Origin of the sequence: Halorubrum sp. BV1, from assembly GCF_000746205.1 — an archaeon.
In the GTDB taxonomy this organism is placed as follows: Archaea; Halobacteriota; Halobacteria; order Halobacteriales; family Haloferacaceae; genus Halorubrum.
The window spans coordinates 38,732-55,980 of record NZ_JQKV01000008.1 but is presented as its reverse complement, the minus strand read 5'-3'; the positions used below and the strand labels follow the sequence as shown (position 1 = coordinate 55,980).

16 protein-coding genes are annotated in these 17,249 nt (G+C 72.2%); 2 read left to right on the top strand and 14 right to left on the bottom strand.

Annotation, left to right across the window (positions count from 1 at the left end; all coding sequences use genetic code 11):
• Positions 1-76: 76 nt before the first annotated feature.
• The 3 genes from EP28_RS10935 to EP28_RS10925 form a co-directional block, all read right to left on the bottom strand.
• A complete protein-coding gene (locus EP28_RS10935) occupies positions 77-730 on the bottom strand; it encodes a dolichyl-phosphate hexose transferase (RefSeq protein ID WP_230455344.1) in 654 nt (217 codons plus the stop codon).
• A gap of 268 nt (positions 731-998) precedes the next feature.
• Positions 999-2,639: a GMC family oxidoreductase gene (locus EP28_RS10930; protein ID WP_049984062.1), complete on the bottom strand. Its 1,641-nt coding sequence runs from the start codon at positions 2,637-2,639 to the stop codon at positions 999-1,001.
• The gene (locus EP28_RS10925; protein WP_049984061.1) at positions 2,636-3,211 is read right to left on the bottom strand and encodes a gluconate 2-dehydrogenase subunit 3 family protein; all 576 of its coding nucleotides are present in this window, start codon (positions 3,209-3,211) and stop codon (positions 2,636-2,638) included. The genes EP28_RS10930 and EP28_RS10925 overlap by 4 nt, the downstream gene beginning before the upstream one ends.
• A 116-nt stretch (positions 3,212-3,327) precedes the next feature.
• On the opposite strand from EP28_RS10925, the gene EP28_RS10920 reads away from it, so the two are divergent.
• Positions 3,328-4,938, top strand: coding sequence for an ABC transporter permease (locus tag EP28_RS10920; RefSeq protein ID WP_049984060.1), 1,611 nt, complete (start codon positions 3,328-3,330; stop codon positions 4,936-4,938).
• A 292-nt stretch (positions 4,939-5,230) separates the two neighbouring features.
• Entirely contained in the window at positions 5,231-6,166 is a 936-nt protein-coding gene (locus EP28_RS10915; protein ID WP_049984059.1) for an NAD-dependent epimerase/dehydratase family protein, read from the top strand.
• Positions 6,167-6,261: 95 nt separating this feature from the next.
• Here EP28_RS10915 and npdG read toward each other — a convergent pair whose 3' ends face one another.
• From npdG to EP28_RS10860, 11 genes are all read right to left on the bottom strand, one after another.
• Positions 6,262-6,930 carry an NADPH-dependent F420 reductase gene (npdG, locus tag EP28_RS10910; protein WP_049984058.1) on the bottom strand — a complete coding sequence of 223 codons (669 nt, stop codon included), beginning with the start codon at positions 6,928-6,930 and terminating at the stop codon, positions 6,262-6,264.
• A gap of 94 nt (positions 6,931-7,024) precedes the next feature.
• Positions 7,025-7,477, bottom strand: coding sequence for a thioredoxin (gene trxA / locus EP28_RS10905; RefSeq protein WP_049984057.1), 453 nt, complete (start codon positions 7,475-7,477; stop codon positions 7,025-7,027).
• Positions 7,478-7,530: 53 nt separating this feature from the next.
• Positions 7,531-9,087 carry a cobyric acid synthase gene (locus EP28_RS10900; protein WP_155118472.1) on the bottom strand — a complete coding sequence of 519 codons (1,557 nt, stop codon included), beginning with the start codon at positions 9,085-9,087 and terminating at the stop codon, positions 7,531-7,533.
• A gap of 17 nt (positions 9,088-9,104) precedes the next feature.
• On the bottom strand, positions 9,105-9,803 hold the full coding sequence (locus EP28_RS10895) for a cob(I)yrinic acid a,c-diamide adenosyltransferase (RefSeq protein WP_049984078.1): 699 nt from the start codon (positions 9,801-9,803) through the stop codon (positions 9,105-9,107).
• Positions 9,804-9,919: 116 nt separating this feature from the next.
• Positions 9,920-10,735, bottom strand: a complete 816-nt coding sequence (locus EP28_RS10890) for an adenosylcobinamide amidohydrolase (protein WP_049984055.1) — start codon at positions 10,733-10,735, stop codon at positions 9,920-9,922.
• Positions 10,728-11,822: an aminotransferase class I/II-fold pyridoxal phosphate-dependent enzyme gene (locus EP28_RS10885; RefSeq protein WP_049984054.1), complete on the bottom strand. Its 1,095-nt coding sequence runs from the start codon at positions 11,820-11,822 to the stop codon at positions 10,728-10,730. The genes EP28_RS10890 and EP28_RS10885 overlap by 8 nt, the downstream gene beginning before the upstream one ends.
• 36 nt (positions 11,823-11,858) lie before the next feature.
• Positions 11,859-12,614 (bottom strand): NTP transferase domain-containing protein, encoded by a 756-nt coding sequence (locus EP28_RS10880; protein WP_230455341.1) that lies wholly within the window; start codon positions 12,612-12,614, stop codon positions 11,859-11,861.
• Entirely contained in the window at positions 12,599-13,450 is an 852-nt protein-coding gene (locus EP28_RS10875; protein WP_230455339.1) for an adenosylcobinamide-GDP ribazoletransferase, read from the bottom strand. The genes EP28_RS10880 and EP28_RS10875 overlap by 16 nt, the downstream gene beginning before the upstream one ends.
• A complete protein-coding gene (locus tag EP28_RS10870) occupies positions 13,441-14,628 on the bottom strand; it encodes a CobD/CbiB family cobalamin biosynthesis protein (RefSeq protein ID WP_080506138.1) in 1,188 nt (395 codons plus the stop codon). The genes EP28_RS10875 and EP28_RS10870 overlap by 10 nt, the downstream gene beginning before the upstream one ends.
• 2 nt (positions 14,629-14,630) lie before the next feature.
• Positions 14,631-15,959, bottom strand: coding sequence for a cobyrinic acid a,c-diamide synthase (locus EP28_RS10865; RefSeq protein WP_049984053.1), 1,329 nt, complete (start codon positions 15,957-15,959; stop codon positions 14,631-14,633).
• Positions 15,956-17,011 carry a nicotinate-nucleotide--dimethylbenzimidazole phosphoribosyltransferase gene (locus EP28_RS10860; protein WP_049984052.1) on the bottom strand — a complete coding sequence of 352 codons (1,056 nt, stop codon included), beginning with the start codon at positions 17,009-17,011 and terminating at the stop codon, positions 15,956-15,958. Before EP28_RS10860 ends, EP28_RS10865 begins: the two co-directional genes overlap by 4 nt.
• Between the last annotated feature and the right edge of the window lie 238 nt (positions 17,012-17,249).

Here is a 17,249-nt window from a genome sequence, read left to right as displayed (position 1 = left end):
CGGCGGCGGCGGTCCACTGTGCCCACAGCGTACGTCCGGACCGCCGCTCGGTGTCCGCGTCCGCGTCGAAGCCCCTTCAGAACCGTCGGAGCTGTTCTTCGAGACAGACGGTGACTATCGACTTCGCGATAGCGGCACCGCCGCCGATCGGGTCGAGCTTCGTCTCGCCGAGGCGCTCGGCGTAGGCGATCGGTCGCTCGCGCACGTCGTAGCCGCGCATCAGCGGGCGGATGAGGAGTTCCGCGGACAGCCCCGTGTTCTCCGTCCAACTGATCTCCTCGACGACCTCCCGGCGGTACGCCCGCATCCCGGTGGTGGTGTCGTGGACGCGCTCGCCCATGAGCAGGCTCGCGACCGCCGCGAACGCGTGGTTGCCGAGGCGGTTGAACGCTGGCATCGCCGTCGCCCCGTGGTAGAGCCGGTCGCCGCTCACCACGTCGGCCCCGTCGTTGATCGCCGCGAGAAACTCCGGGAGCGCTTCCATGGGGTAGGTGTCGTCGCAGTCGGTCGTGACGACCACCGGCCGGTCCGGCGTCAAGATCGCCTCGCGGACCGCGACGCCGTACCCCTGCGGCTCCTGCTCGATGACGCGCGCGCCGTGCTCGCGGGCGATCTCCGGCGTCCGATCGGAGGACCCGTCGACGCAGACGACCTCCGCGCGGCCGTCGGTGACCTCGTCGATGTCGGAGAGGACGGTGGCGATCGCCTCCGCCTCGTTGTACGTCCCCATCACGACGCTCAGGTCGTCGAAGGTGTAGGCGTCGGCCGCGTCGTCGCTGCGGGCGGCGGTCGTGTCGGCGGCCGCACCGTCGCGCCGGTCGGTCGCCTCGTCGTCGCTCGGATCCGCGTCCACGGCGCTCACAGACCCGTTCGTCGCATGCGCTGAGTCGCTCATTACCCGAACCTCACGTCGCACGCACTTGAATTTTTAGGTTTGCCTAAAACAGGCGAGGGCCGGTGTCACGCCCTCCGCAAGCCGCGCGAGTCGTGCAGTCGCCTCACGTCCCCGCGAGCCGCGCGTCGACGTCGTCGGCGACGCGGAGCGCGAGCGCGGCGATGGTGAGCGTCGGGTTCATCGCGCCGCTGGTGGGGAAGACGGAACTTGAGGCGATCCAACAGTTCTCTAGGTCGTGCGTCCGGCAGTCGGCGTCGACGACGCCCCGCTCGGGGTCAGCGCTCATCCGCGTCGTCCCCATCTGGTGGTAGGCGGGGCCGGTCGCGTCGGGGCCGGCGACCCACTCCACGTCCGCGCCGAGTTCCGCTAAGATCTCGACTTGGATCTCGTTCGCGCGCTCAACCGTGTCGAGCGCGCGGTCGTCGACGCTCCACTCGATCTGCGGGACCGGGTTGCCGTGGTCGTCGGTGCGGTCGTCGGCGAGGGTGACCCGGTTGTCGGCGTCGGGGAGCTGCTCGACGAGCCCGCCAATCGCGACGTGGTTGCCGTACCCGTCGCGCAGCCGCTCCAAGAGGGGGTCGCCCCAGTCATCGCCCGATAGCGCCATCTCGACCGGTGAGGGACCGGCGTAGTTGAAAAACTCCAGCTTGAACGGAGCCTGCGTCTCGTCGGCCTCGTCGTAGAACTGGTCGCACGCGCTCGTGTAGAAGCCGACGTGGTTCTGGCGAGTGGGTTCATCGAGCGTGCCGCCCGCGCCCGCAAAGAGGTGGTCCATGAAGCACTCGCCCACGCGACCGCTCCCGTTCGCGAGCCCGTCGGGGTAGCGGTCAGAGGCGGAAAGGAGGAGGAGTCGCGGCGTCTCCACGCCGCCGGCGGCGACGACGAAGGCCTCCGCTTCCTGTCTGTGCTCGTTGCCCTCCGGCGTCGCGTAGACGGCGGCGGTCACCCGATCCTCGTCGTCGTGTTCGAGCCGCCCGACGCTCGCGCGGTCGATCACGGTCGCGCCCTGGGCTTCCGCACGCTCGACGTGGACCGTCGCGTCGTACTTCGCACCGCTCGGACAGACGGGCTGGCAGGTGCCGTAGCCGACGCAGGGGGACCGGTCGTCGTACGGCTCGGAGTTGCGCGCGTTCGGCACCGAGTGCATGTCGATCCCCAGCGCCTCGCAGGCCTCGGCGAAAAGCGAGTCGCTGTAGGAGGGTTCAAACGGCGGCATCGGGTGCGGTTCCTCGCGGGGCGGCGCGTAGGGGTTGTCCGACGCGCCGGCGACGCCGAGTTCGCGCTCGGCCGCCGCGTAGTAGGGCCGCAAGTCGGCGTACGCTATCGGCCAGTCGGTGCCGACTCCCCGAGCCGTTTCGGAGGCGAAGTCGTCCTCGTGGAGGCGCATCACCATCCCCTGCCAGTGGAGCGTCGACCCGCCGATCCCCTTCACGCGGGCGTGGTTCAGCGGATACGCCCGCTCCCCCGCGTTCTCGTGAGCGTCGCGAGCGCCGCCGACGTCCCACACGTCCGGGCGGTCGTAGAACGGGCGGACGGCGCGCTCCTGTCTCGCGAGCCGATCCGCGGGGTCAAACCGCGGTCCCGCGTCGAGCACCACGACCTCGTGATCGCCGGCGAGCCGGTCGGCGACGAGCGCTCCCGCCGGCCCTGCACCGACGATACAGACGTCCGCGGTCGGGACGGGGGTGCGGTCGACTGCCTCGGCGTCGGCGGGCTCGTCTCCGAGGCTCTCCGCGCCGCTCACGGCGGCCCCCGGGTGTAGCTTTCGGCACCGCCCGCGTACCCCTGCGGGTTCTCGATGCCGACCAGTCCCCCGCCCGTCGGCGAGGCGTACAGCGCCACGAGCAGTTCGTTGACGACGTAGTACCGGACGCGCTCGGCCGTCGTTCCGTGCGGGTCTTCTTCGGCCGTGTCCACGCCGAGTTCCCGCAGCACCGACTCGCGGTCCGACGCGGAGAGGCCCGTCAGTGGGGCGTCGTACCACGACCGCGCCACCGACTCGACGTCGGCGACCGCCGCTCGGATCCCCGCGTCGTGTGCCGACCCGTCGAGGCGACCGTCGAGGAAGCCGTCGACGAACGCGTCGACGCCCGACACGGCCTCGGGGTAGACGACCGTCGCCACCGCGCGCATCGTCTCGCGGACCGCCTCGTCGTCGGGAAGCCCCTCGCCGGTCGCCGACTCGCCGTCCACGCTGCCGTCGCCCGACGCGTCGCCGTCACCGTTGGCCCCCGCTCGCCGGACGCCGAGCGCGACGCCGCCCGTCGCGCCGAGCGCGGCCAGCGCGGCCGCCGCGTCGCGTCGCGTCAGTTCCATGAAATTCTTTAGGTTGCCCTAAACTAATATATCCGTCGGAGCGCGCTCGCGACGGGAATCGGAACTGCTAACGGCGGGCGCGCTCTCGCTCGAAGCGAGCGATTCGTTCCCGGACAATGAGCTTGAGACACCGGATCCGCGACGTGTTGACCGACGGCGAGGGGCAGTTGCCCCTCGGGCTGACGCTGGTCTGTGCGGCGATCGCGGCGACGCTCGTCTTCCCGCTGGCGTGGCTCGTCATCGAGGCGACGACCGTCGAGCGCGACCGCGCGCTGGATCTCCTCTTTAGCCCCAACACCGCGGACATCCTCCTCAACAGCCTGCTGTTGATGGGCGGCGTCACGGCCTTCTCGATCGTGCTCGGTGTGCCGCTCGCGTACCTCACCGTCCGGACGGACCTGCCGTTTCGTCGGTTCTGGTCCGTCGCGGCCGCCCTCCCGCTCGTCGTGCCGAGCTACGTCGGCGCCTTCTCGTTCGTCTCCGCGTTCGGGCGACGCGGCGAGTTCCACGACGTGCTCGCGCCGCTCGGCGTCGAGCGGGTTCCCGAGATACACGGACTCTCCGGCTCCATCCTCGTCATCACTCTGTACACGTATCCGTACGTTTACCTAACGACCCGCGCCGCGCTGCTGTCGTTCGACACGACCCTCTTGGAGGCGGCTCGGACGCTGAACCACGGCCGACTCGCGGCGTTCCGGCGGGTGACGCTTCCGACGATCCGCCCCGCGGTCGCGGCGGGCTCCCTGCTCGCGGCGCTGTACGCCGTCTCAGACTTCGGGACGCCGTCTATCATGCGGCTCCCGGTGTTCACCCAGCAGATCTACGCCGAGTACAGAGCCTTCGGCAGCGACTACGCCGCGCTGCTCTCCATGCAGCTCCTCGTTGTCGTGCTCGTCGTGCTCGCGCTCGAGTGGGCGGTCCGGTCCGAGCGGGCGGGCGGCGGCGACGACGCGGGCCAGACGACGAACCGGGTGTCGCTCGGGCGGCTGCGCTGGCCGGCGACGCTTCTTCCGGCCGCCGTGTCCGGCCTCGCGCTGCTCGTGCCGCTGTGGATCCTCGGGCTCTGGCTGATCCGCTCGGAGACCGGCCGCCGACCGTCGATGGCGTTCGAGCCGGTGCAGGTGCTGAACTCGGTGTCGATCTCCGCGGCCGCCGCCGTCGTCGCCGCGATGGTCGCGATCCCGATCGCGTACTTCGCCGCGAACCACGACTCGCCGCTCGCGGCGGTCTTCGAGCGGGCGACGTACGTCGGGTTCGCGGTCCCCGGAATCGTGTTGGCGCTCGCGCTCGTCTACTTCGGGTCGGGATACCTGCCGTGGATCTACCAGACGCTCCCGCTCCTAGTGTTCGCGTACGTCGTCCGCTTCCTGCCGCAGGCGGTCGGGTCGAGCCGGACCGCGATCCTGCAGGTCGACCAGCAGCTCGTCGAGGCCGGACGCACTCTCGGTGAGTCCCCCGGTGGGGCGTTCAAGCGCGTGACGCTCCCGCTCACGCGCTCGGGGATAGTCGCCGGTGCCGCGCTCGTGTTCCTCACGACGATGAAGGAACTGCCCGTCACCCTCGTGCTTCGCCCCTCCGAGTTCGAGACGATCGTGACGCAGATCTGGCGCGCACAGGAGACCGCGCTGTACCAGTACGCCGTCGTCCCCACGCTCATCCTGCTCGTCATCTCCGGCCTCTCGATGGTCGTCATCCTCACGCAGGAGGGCGGCAAAGAGGGACTCTGAGGGGACTACAAGAGTGGTCATTCGCTGTGGCGCGCCGGTGAGCGCCCGGAGGGGACGAACCCGGCCGCGAGGGAGCCCGCGACGGCGTTTTGAACGCCGTCGCGGCGAGGGTGGGGAGGCGTGAGGTGCTGTGCGGAGTTGACAGTCGTCGTCGGTTCGGAGACGACGAGACCCACGGGTCTGGCGTAGTGAAGCCGGTCGCTGCGCCAGCAGTAGCGTATCGACGACCTCTCAGGACCGCACCCCGGTCCGATTCCATACGTACTTATCCGACACCGCCGCACGGAGGCGTATGGATCTGACCGACTCGCACGTTCTCGTCACGGGCGGTGCGGGGCTCGTCGGGAGCCACCTCGCCGCAAGCCTGCTCGACCGCGGCGCGACCGTCCGCGTCGCCGACGACCTCTCGAAGGGGACCAGAGACCGGGTTCCCGACGGAGCCGACTTCGTCGAGGCGGACATGACCGACGCCGACGACGTCGCCGAAGCGGTCACCGCGGACCTCGACGTCGTCTTCCACTTCGCCGCGTACACCGACACGAACTACGACGACGACCGCGTCCTCTTCGAAGAGAACGCCGAGATGACCTACAACGTCGTAGAGCGGATGCGCGAAGTCGGCGTCGATCGGCTGGCGTTCACTTCCTCGTCGACCGTCTACGGCGAGGCCCCGCGACCGACGCCCGAAGACTACGGTCCGCTCGAACCGATCTCGATTTACGGCTCCTCGAAGCTCGCCGACGAGGCGCTCATCTCCACGCACGCGCACTCGTACGGGATCCAGTCGTGGGTGTTCCGCTTCGCGAACATCGTCGGCCCGCGCCAGCGCGGCAACGTGGTCCCGGACTTCATCGAGAAGCTCGACGCCGATCCGACGGAATTGGAGATCCTCGGGGACGGCCGACAAGAGAAGTCGTACATGCACGTCACCGATTGCGTCGACGCCATGGAGTTCGTCGTCGAGCACGCCACCGACGACCTCAACATCTACAATCTCGGGACGCGGACGACGACCTCCGTCACGGACATCGCCGACATCGTCAGCGACGAACTCGGCGTCGACCCCGAGTACAGCTACACCGGCGGCGACCGCGGCTGGACCGGCGACGTGCCGAAGATGCGCCTCTCGATCGAGAAGCTGGCCGCACTCGGCTGGGAGCCGTCCGTCGAGAGCGACGCCGCCGTCCGTCGGAGCGCGCGGGAGCTGATAGACGAGATCGTCGCGTAAGAAGACGCAGGCGGGGTCGGATCGCCGGTCGTCCAGACGTCCCCCGTCGGTCGTCTAGACGGGTCGGATCGACGGCCGTCTCGGCCGCTATCTGCTCACTCGAAGCGAACGCCGAGGTCGTGGAGCCCGTCGTTGTTGGACGCGACGTTGATCAGGAGCGGCGTGAGCCCCTCGATCTCGGGGGCGTTGGCGATTCCGCCGGCATCGAGCGCGCGCAGTCCCTCGATTCCCTCGGCGACGTCGACCACCGTCGCCTTCGCGTCGTCGTCGTCGCCGATCACGAGCGTGTCGATCCCGAGGTCGGCGTCGAGGTTCGCGAGCCGCCCGGCCGCGAGGTTGTGGAACGCGCCGACGACGGCGACGCCGTCGGGCGCGGCGTTGGCGACGATCTTCGTCACCGAGCCGGCACCCGGCTTGTGGTAGTGGAACCCCTCGTCGTCGCGTTTCATGCCGGTCGCCGGGGAGACGAGTACGTCCCCGGGATCGAGGGCGTCCGCGATCGCCTCGACGGTGTCGCCGACGTGATACGGCGGCACCGCGAGGACGATAATGCGCGCATCGGCTGCGGCGACCGCGTTCTCGGCCCCCGCGACCGCGGCGTCGATCCCGCGGCTGTCGAGTTCGGTTGTGTACTCCTCGGCTTTCGTCTCTGCTCGCTCCGCTTCGCGCGAGCCGACTGTGACCTCGTGAGCCGTGTCGGCCGCGAGCCGGAGCGCGATCCCCTGCCCGATGTCACCGGTGCCACCGAGTATCGCGATGTGCATAGCGAACGTGAGGTCGCTCCGTTCTTAGGGGTTCCGTGACCGGCCGTCCTCGCCACGGTCGAACACGAGCGTGGCGAAGAGTGCCGCGAGCGACTCAGGCGGCCGCGTCGATCGCCGACTCCAGCGACGCTCGGTCCTGTGCGCCGACGAGGCGCTCGACCGGTTCGCCGTTCGCAAAGACGAGGAGCGTCGGAATGCTGCGTGCCCCCACCTGTTGGGCGATCTCCGGGTTCGCGTCCACGTCGACTTTCGCCACCGCGGCGTCGCTCTCGCGCGCGAGCGCCTCGATCGTCGGCTCCATCATCTGACACGGCCCGCACCAGTCCGCATAACAGTCGACGAGCACCACGTCGTACTCGTCTACCGTGCGCTGAAGCGCCGCCGGCCCGTCGATGTCGATCGGGTGGTTCGGCGTCTCTGCCCCGGTTCCCTCGTCGGCGTCGTCTTCCGATTCGCGCTCGCGAAGCTCCCGAAGCTTCCGTTCGCGGATGCGCTCTCGTTCGCTCAGCTCGCTCTCACCGCTCGCCGCGTCTGCACTGTCGCTCATGCGAGAGTATTGGGTAGTGTAGACAATATACCTTCCGGAGGCGAAGCAACCGGTCACGGTGACCCGAGATCTAGCCCCGCAGCGGAGAGGTCGACGTGGTCAGCGACGAGATCAGCGGCGCGGTCGTACGGGCTCGGCGCGTCGGCGGCGTTGGGACCGGCCGGACGCGACCGTCCCGCCGCGTCGAAGACCGCCTCGACGAACGCGTCCCGGACGTTCGCGTTCTCGAAGAGACCGTGGAGGTACGTGCCGAGAACGCGGTCCGTCGCCGCGCTCTCCGGGCCGAACGGCCGCGCGACTGCCCTCGTCGGCGACGACCGACCCATGTGGATCTCGTAGCCGGTCGCGGTCCCGGTCGCGCCCGCTATCGGACCCGCCTCCTGCGCGTCGACATCTCGAGTCACCCGCTCGACGCGCTTGTCGGTGGAAAAGCGCGTCTCGATCGGGAGGACGCCGACGCCGTCGACCGCTGTGACCGCTCCGGTCCCCTCGATCTCCGCGTTCGTCAGCCGCTCTCCGAGCATCTGGTACCCGCCACAGAGGCCGACGATCGGCCCCGAAAACGCCCGGATCGACTCGTCGAGGCCCGCGTCGCGGAGCGCGAGCAGGTCGTCGACGGTGTTTTTCGATCCCGGGATCACGACCGCGTCGGCGTCGGTCGGAGTCGCCGCAGCGTCGACCGGGACGTAGGCCACCCGGACACCCGGCTCGCGTGCCAACGGCTCCAGATCGGTGAAGTTCGAGATGTGGGGGAGCCGCGGGACGGCGATCCGGACCGCCTCGGCATCGGGAACGCCGTCGTCGTCTCCCCGCGTGGCACCGGCGATGCCGTCACCGCTTCCGGTATCCGCCTCGTCCGGCAGCGAGAGGCTGTCCTCGGCGGGAAGGCCGGGATCGTCGTGGGGAACGACGCCGATGACCGGGACGCCCGTGCGCGATTCGATCTCGGCGATGCCGGGCTCCAGCAGGGCGGGGTCGCCGCGGAACTTCGTTATCACCGCGCCGGCGACGCGCTCGCGGACGTCCTCGGGCAGCAGTTCGAGCGTGCCGTAGAGGCTCGCGAACGCGCCGCCGCGCTCGATGTCGACCGCGATCAGGACGTCGGCGTCGGCGAACCGCGCGCACTCGACGTTCGCGAGGTCGCGGTCGTGGAGGTTGATCTCGGCGATGCTGCCCGCGCCCTCCGCGACGATCACGTCGTGGTCGGCGGCCAGCCGACGGTGCGCGTCGACCGCCGCCGCCCGCGCGCGTTCCCAGTGGTCGTCGTAGTACGCGCCGGCGTCGACGGTCGCGACCGCCTCGCCGTCGATCACGATCTGGCTCTCGCCGTCGCCGCGGGGCTTGAGTAAGACGGGATTCATGTCGGTGGTCGCCGGGACTCGTGCGGCGCGCGCCTGCACGTACTGGGAGACGCCTATCTCGCCCCACTCGCCGTCTGGCGCGAGCGCGACGCGAGCGTTGTTGCTCATGTTCTGCGCTTTGAACGGGGCGACAGAGACGCCCCGGCGCGCGAGGAGCCGACAGAGTCCGGCCGCGAGCGTGCTCTTGCCGGCGTGGCTCGCCGTGCCGGCGACGAGGACGGTTCGGGCGTCGGGGTCGCGGTCGGACATCAGGGGGTCACCGTCAGTCAGAACTCCGTCCCTCGCCGCGCGCGCTGTCCCTCGTCGAACGGGTGTGCGACCTTCCGGACGTTCGTGATCAGGTCGGCGACGCCGTCGAGGTACGTCGGCTCGGCGTGACTGCCGGTCACGACGAGTTCGAGCCCGTCGGGCTTCGACTCGACGAGGTCGACGACCGCGTCCGGGTCGACGAGGTCGCGGTCGGCCGCGTACAGGATCTCGTCGAGAATCAGCATGTGGACGCCCGCGTCGGGGTCGCCGTCGAGCGGGAACGGGGTCGAGAGGTCGGCCTCGCGCGAGCCGGAGACGATCGCCTCGGCGCGCTCGAAGGCGGCCAGCGCTTTCGCCTCGTGGTCATCGTCCGCGGAGCCGTCGAGCAGTCCGTGCCAGCCGTAGTGGCCCGTGTTCTCGTAAGAGAAGCCCGGGATCGCGGCGATGGCGTTGTACTCGCCGCGGACGGCGTCGACGCTGTCGGCCCCGCCTTTCATGAACTGGACCATGTGGACGCGGTAGCCGTGGCCGGCGGCCCGGAACCCCATCCCCATCGCCGCCGTCGTCTTCCCCTTCCCGTCGCCCCACCACGCCTGTACGAGTCCGAACTCCTCGGGCGCGGCCGGCGAGATCGGTTCCGGCTCCGGAGCCGCGCCGCCCCCGGGCGTCCGGGCGCGCCGGCCGCCGCCGGCGGTCCCGCTCGCGTCCTCGTCCATCGATCGGTCGTCCGTCGATCGGTCGTCCGTCGATCGGTCGTCCGTCGATCGGTCGTCCGTCGATCGGTCGTCCGTCGATCCCTCTCCGTCGGTACCGTCGTCGTGTGTCTCAGTCGTCATAGGTGGAAAACCTCCGCTCGGCCGTCGGCGACGACGCCGTGTTCGGCGTCGGCCGGCGGGCCGGGAAACTCGTCGTCCGGATACCGCGACCGCAGGCTCGCGCAAACCGCCTCGCGGACGCAGACGCGGGCCGCCGAACCGACCGGCGTCGCGCTGCCCGAGAACGCCGCCGGCTCCCCGTCCGGGTCGTCAGCGACGACCACGGCGTCGCTCGTCGTTCCCGGCACGCCGGCCGTCGAAAGCAGCGTCGCCGCCTTCGCCTCGGCCGCGACCGCGACGAGGTTGGCCGCGGCTCCGGGCGCGAGGCGTCGCGTCGTCCCGAGGATCAGGTTGACCGTGCCGGGACCGTGCGGGGACGGCTCGGTCGAGGTCGCGTGAGCGGTCGAAGGGGTCGCTTCGCCCCCGGGATTCAGCGGCAGCGTCGCGGGGTTCGAGAGCCCGGCGGTCGCGTACGCGACGACCGGACTGCGCCGCGCGCCGCGCGCGTGCTCCATCGCCACACCGGTGAACAGCGTCGGCGGGGCGGGGCGGTCGGCAGTCGGTCCGTCGTCGCGGTCGGCGTTGCGATCGGTGTTGCGGTCTGCGTCGCGATCCGCGTCGCGGTCGACACCGATCGCCTCTCCACCGAACCCGGCGCTCGCCAACCGTTCGTCGCGGTACGCCGCGAGGTCGGTCCGGTCGAACCCCTCGGGCACCGAGACGTTGTAGGCGGCGTCGCCGCGCGAGCGCCCACCGGCCCAGCCGGTCGAGAGCCAGCGTGTCCCCGACCGACGCAGTCGGAGGACGCCCTCGCTGACGGTCGCGTCAAACACCGTCGTCCACCTCCCGAGACGGGGTGTCGCCCCAGTCGACGGCGTCGGCGTCGCGATCATCGTCGTAGTCGGCGTCGACCCCGAGCGCCGCGAGCAGTCGGTCGTTCTCTCCCGGGCGACGGACCGCGACGCGGACGTGGGAGTCGAGCCCGCGGAAGGTGGTCGCGTCGCGGACCGCGACCCCGCGCTCTCGGGCGGCCGCGACGACCGCGTCGACGGACCGACCGCAACCGCCGACGTCGACGAGCAGGAACGGGGCGTTCGAGGGCGCGACCGCGTAGCGCGTTCGGAGGGCGTTGCGAAGCCGCTCACGCTCAGTCCGCACGCGCTCGCGGGTCTCTCGGACGAACTCGGTTCGTCGCATGCAGTGCGCGCCGGTCGCGAGCGCCGGAGCGCTCAGGTTCCACGCGCGCCGCGCGCCGCGCAGCGCCGCGCCGAGGTCGCCGGTCGCGACGGCGAACCCCGCTCTGATCCCGGGGAGCCCGAACAGCTTCGTGAGCGAGCGGGCGACGATCACGCCGTCGGTCCCCGCGAGCGAAGGGCGGTCGGTGAATCCCCGAAACGCCTCGTCGACGAGAAGCGGGGTGTCGGCCGCCCGACAGCGGGCCGCGAACCGCTCCAGCGCGGCGGGGTCGTAGTCCGCCCCAGTCGGGTTGTTCGGCGCGCAGACGACGGCGAGCGCGTGGTCCGCGGGGTCGGCCTCCAAGACAGCATCCGCCGAGACGAAGGCGGGGTCACCGCCCTGCAGCCGGATCTCGCGTGCATACTCGCCGAAGCTCGGCGCGGGCACGAGGGCGGTGTCGCCATCTCCGACCGCGAGCGACATGGCGAGCCGGATCGCCGCGAGCCCGCCGGGGGTCGGCACCACCGCGTTCGGGTCGCAGTCGACGTACCCGGCCGCCGTCCGCCGGAACGCCTCGGGTGGCTCCTGTGGATAGCTCCGCGCCGCGTCGAACACCTCGCGGTAGACGGCCTCGACGCCGTCGGGAACCAGCGGGTTCGTGTTCGCCGAGAAGTCGATCAGGTCGGGGTCGTCGCTGCTCCCGTGAGGCGCGCGGTCGAGGTCGGCGGCTCGGTCGAAGTGCATGGCGTGGATGGTGAGTCAGTCGGTGGAAACGGCGTGTCAGCGAGTCGTCGGCTCCTCCGCGAGGAGCGCCTCTGCGATCCGCACGTCCGACGGGTAGTTGACGTTGACGGCGAGTCGACGGTCGTCGGTGAGATAGATCTCGTCGTCGAGGGACTCGTCGCCCGGCGCGTCCGCGCTGTCGTCGGGCGCGACGTCGGTCTCGCTCGCGTCGGGCGCGTCCGCACCGTCGCCAGCCACGCCGCGAACGCCGCCGACGACGTTGATCCCCGCCGGGATAACGGCGCGTCCCTCGACCTCGAACGGGCCGTCCGCGCTGACCCCGAGGTCGCGCTTTCGAGCCGCGGGCACGCAGACCGTAAGCGAGGGCGATGCGGCCGATTCGGCGGCGTCGAGAACGTGGTCGACCGCCTCGCCGTCGAGGAGCGGAAGGTCCGCGGCGACGGTGAGAACTGGGGGATCGGCGGCCGTCTCGGCGTCGGCGGCCGTCTCGGCGTCGGCGGCGTCGCCCACGCCAAGCGCGTACCGGAGGTCGGAGACGTACCCGTCGCCCGGAGCGTCGACGATCCGGAGGTCGGTATCCGAGTCTCCGCGCGCCGCGGTGCGCTCCGCGAGGTGCGACCGCGTCGCGGTCGCGTGCGGCGAGACGACGGCGTGTACCCGCTCGATCCGGCTCTCGGCCAGCGCCGCGAGCGCGCGGCCGACCATCGGCCGCCCCGCGACCGTGACAAGCGGCTTCTCCGCGTCGCCGCCGAGACGCGTCCCGCGGCCGCCACACATCAGAAGCGCGTCCACGCGATCACCCCCGCGTGTAACGCGGCGACACGCGCCAGCTCGGTCGTCGCGCCCAGCACGTCGCCGGAGATCCCGCCGAGCCGCCGCGCGCTCCACCGGCGGAACGCGGCGGCGGTCGCGAACGCGGCGGCGAACGCGGCAGCCGCGAGCACCGGGGCAGCGGATCCGATGGCCGGCCGCGCGAGAAGCGCCGCGGGCGTCGCGACGAGGAGGACGGCGAGCGCGTCCGAAGAAGTGGCCCCGTCGGCGAGCGCCGAGCCGAGCCCCTCGTGGGCGGCGTCGCCGACGCAGACGAGCGTCGCCGTCGCGGCCTTCGCGCCCACCTCGGCGACGACGACGATCGCGACCGCGGCGGCCGGGGCGGCCGAGGGGGCGGGCGACGATCCGGCGACCGGAGCCGGGGGAGACGCCCCGGCGATCCGGGCCAGAGACAGTCCCGCGGTCGCGAGCGCGAGGACGACGAGCGCGAGCGCGACGGTGCCGCCGACGCCGAGCGCGGCGTCGTTCAACACCTCACGGCGCGCGTCGGCGTCGCCGTGGACGACCGCGGCGTCGCCGAGGTCCGCGACCCCGTCGAGGTGTGTTATCCCCGTCAGCGCGTAGATACCGGCGACGAACCCGAGCGCCGCCGTCGGCGCGGGCACGGGAGCGAGGAGCGGCAGGGCGACGAGCGGGCCGACGAGGTAGCCGGCGGCCGGGAGGCTCCACGGCGACCGGGCGAACGACTCCCACGCGGCGGCGTCGCTGCCGACCGGGATCCGGGTGAGGAAGCCGAGCGCGCCTCGGAGCGCGGCGGCGGCGTCTCGCAGGGCGGCGAGAGCGCCGGTCAGAGCCACGCCGTCACCCCCGCGAGCGCGAGCAGCCACCCGGCCGTCGCCGCGACCGCGACGCCGCCGGCCGCGCCGACGAGCCGCACCGCGCGCTCGCCGTCGGCCGCGGTCGGTGGGTCGACGGCGGGATTCAGCGCGTAGTTCCCGGGCTTTTCGAGCCGCACGTCGAGGGCGGCCGCGCCGACCGCCATCGGCCACCCCGAGTTCGGCGAGGCAGGCTCTCGCGCCCACGACCGGGCGCGTCTGAGCACGTCGCGGAGAGGGGTGCCGCCGACCGCGAGCGCGGCGACCGCGAGACACCCGGCGCTCGCGCGGGCGGGGAGGTACATGGCGAGATCGTCGAGCCGCGCGCTCGCCCAGCCGATCGGCTTCGTCCGGTAGCCGAGCATGGAGTCGAGCGTGTTCACTCCCTTGATCCAGACCGCGGCGGCGACCCCGAGCGGAAGGACCAGCGAGGTCGGGAGCGCGAGCGACGCCGAGGATGCAAGCGAGGTCGAGGATGCAAGCGAGGTCGAGGATGCAAGCGAGGTCGAAGGGACGGTGCCGACCGGCGCGGCAAGCGCGTCGAGAACCGCGCCGAGGGTGGTCCCGACCGCGAACCACCACAGGGGCGCGACAAACCCGTCGGCGAGGTTCTCCGTCGCGCTCTCGACGGCCGCGCTCCGGATCTGGGCGGGCGAGAGCGCTGCCAAGTCCCGGCCGACGAGCGCGCGGACCGACTCGCGGGCGGCCGCCGGGTCCGTCTCGGTCGCGGCGACCACGTCCGCCGTGACGTCGAGCAGCATCCGGAGGCTCGCGCTCGCAGAGAGGATACCGGCCGCGACGACGATAGCGAGGACCGAACTCCCGGCCGTCCGCGGGCCGAACTCCGCCGCGACCGCGACGAGACCGCCGAGCGCGACCGCGGCTGCGAGCGGGAACGCGACCGCGACCGCGACGCCGACGAGGCGAGGCCGACCCCACTCGCGGTCGACTCGGCCGACGAGCGAGCCGAACCACGCAACAGGGTGGAGACGGGTCGGAGGCTCGCCGACCGCGAGGTCGGCCGCGACGGCGAGCCCGAGCGCGGCGATCGCGGAGGCGACTCCGGAGCGAACCGGAGCGAGCGGGAGAGCGGAAGGGGGCGAGGCGAGCGCGGGGCCGGACGAGGCGAGCGCGAGACCGAGCGCGGAGACGGCGGACATCGTCACAGTCCGTCGAGGAACGCGTCGAACGCTCCGCCCTCGGGGTGGAGGTGACAGTACGTTCCGAGCGTTCGATGTTCGATCAGCCCGTCGCGGTCGCCGTCGACGCCGGTTCCGCGCTCGACCTCGAAGGCGAACCGCGCATCGGCGGCGACCTCGGCCGACGAGTAGTGGAACTCGTGGCCGCGGCGCGTCTCGCCCGACGCGGCGGTCGGCGCGTCCCGGGTCGCGCGCAGTTCGACGTGGTCGAGCGCCTGATACCGCTCGCGCATCGTCACGTCAGCCGGGAGCGCGCCCGCCATCTGGTGTGCGTCGCCGTCGACGGTGGTCAGCGACTCGGCGAGCGCCATCAGCCCGCCGCACTCGCCGAGGACAGGCGTCCCGTCCGCGGCCGCGTCGGCGACGTCCGAGAGCGCCGGCCCCTCGGCCAGCGCCGCGGCGTGATTCTCGGGGTAGCCGCCGGGGAGGTAGACGCCCTCGCAGGGGGGAAGCGGGTCGCCGGCGGTGGGTTCGAAGGGGACGACGGTCGCGTGCTCGCGCATCCGTTCGACGGTGGCCGGGTAGACGAACCGGAAGGCCTCATCGCGGGCGAGCGCGACGCGCGGACGGTCGCCGGCGGCCGTCGGTGGCTCCTCAAGGGTGGCGTCCGCGTCGCCCGAATCGGCCGGCACCGTCGGCTCCCGAGCGACGTCGACGAGCCGCTCGGTTCGAATCTCCGCGGCGGCCGCGTCGAGCGCGTCCTCGGAGAGCGGCGACTCCTCGCCCATGTGGAGCCCGAGGTGCCGCTCCGGGATCTCCAGGTCGTCGCGGGGGGGGATCCGACCGAAGTACGTCAGCTCGTCGGGGAGCGCCTCACGAATCCCCCGGGCGTGCCGGCCGCCGTGGGCGCGCTGGGCGATCACGCCGACGACGTCGACGTCGCGGCCGGCGCGCTCCGCGTACGTCCGAAAGCCGAGCGCGGTCGCGGCGACGCTCTCCATGCCGGCGCTCGCGTCGACGACGAGCACCACCGGGAGGTCGAGCGCCTCGGCGACGGCGGCCGTGCTCGATTTGTCGCCGTCGTACAGTCCCATGACGCCCTCGACGACGCAGATGTCTCCCTCGCCGCGGGCGTAGTTCCGACGGAGGCCCGCCTCCCCCTGCAGCCACAGGTCGAGCGTGCGCGAGGGCCGGCCCGCCACCTGCGCGTGGTGGCTCGGATCGATGAAGTCCGGGCCCGCCTTCGCCGGCTGGACCGCGTGGCCGGCGGCGGAGAGCGCGCGGATCGCCGCGAGCGCGGCGACGGTCTTGCCCACCCCCGAACTGACGCCGCCGAGGACGACGCCCCTCATCGCGTGCCCCCGGCCGCGTCCGCCGCTTCTCGCTCGGCCAGCAGCCGGTCGGTGATCGCCGCGACGCGGTCTCGCACGGCCGCAGTCGAGACGCCCGCGCGGTCGGCGAGCGCCAACGCGCCGCCCATGCCGACGCCCTCCTTCGCCTCGCCGCGGGCGTACGCCGCCATCGCGGGGTGGTCGCTCGACCCGAACTCGGGGTCCGTCGCGGTGAGCGACAACTCGAGGTCGGCGGCGAGTCCCGCCACGTCGGCGGTCGGATCGTCAGCGACGAACGACGTCGTCGCGAGCGGGAGCCGCCGGTCGACGCCAGCGTGCCGCGCCAGCGCCGCGACGGCGGCGAGCTGGGTGCCGCCCGCGAGCGTCACGTCTCGCCCGGCGTCGAGCGCGCCGACCACGAGCCCCGCGGCGGCGGCGAGCACCGGGTCACCCATTAGCCGCACCGCGTCGAGGGGGTCGCCCGCGGCGTCGCCGGACGAGAGGTCGCTCGCGGCGAGCCCCGCCTCGACGGCTGCGCGCTTCCGTTCGAGGGGGTTGGCCGCGAGCGACGAGGAGACGACGGGGCGCTCGCCGAGCGCGGTCAACACGCCGAGCGCGGTGGTCGTGCCGCCCGGGATCGTCTCGGCGACGAGGAGCTCGTCGGTCGCCCCCGCGCCGTCCCCGCCGGTAGCGACCTCGGGGGCCAGCTCGCGTGCGTTCTCGAAGACAGCGGCGGCGTCCGGAACCGGCTCGCGATCGCGCACGTCGCCGCCGGGGACGGCTCCGACGCCGCGGACCGGCGCGTCGGTCGGAACTTCGAGGCCGGCGTCGACGCCGACGACGTCGAATCCGACTCGCTCTCTCACCGCCCGCGTGACGACCGCGGGCGTCGGACACCCCGACGGGCTGACCGGGACGGGGGAGTCGGGCGCGGGACGACCGTCGGCGACGATCTCGAGGTCGGCGCTCGGCGTGTGCGTCCGCAGCTCCGGATCGGCACCCGCGGCGCTTATTCCGTCGATCGCGGCCGTCTCCGTCGTCCCGGCGACGACGACGAGAGTCACGCCGGACACGCCGCACCTCCGAGTCCGCTGCCGCGCCGGCAACGCCCGCGTCCGGCGTCCACGGCCGTCGCCCGCGGTGGGGTCGAGTACATCTACTAGCGACTGATTAGCACAAGCGAACTTTAATCGATCGGGTCACGGACTCGGCGGTCGCGTCGTCGGGACCACCGCGATTCGGCTCGTCGCGCGTTCGGACGACGAGCACCGATCCGAGGATATACCGTCTGAACGTGTGTTTTTATGCGAA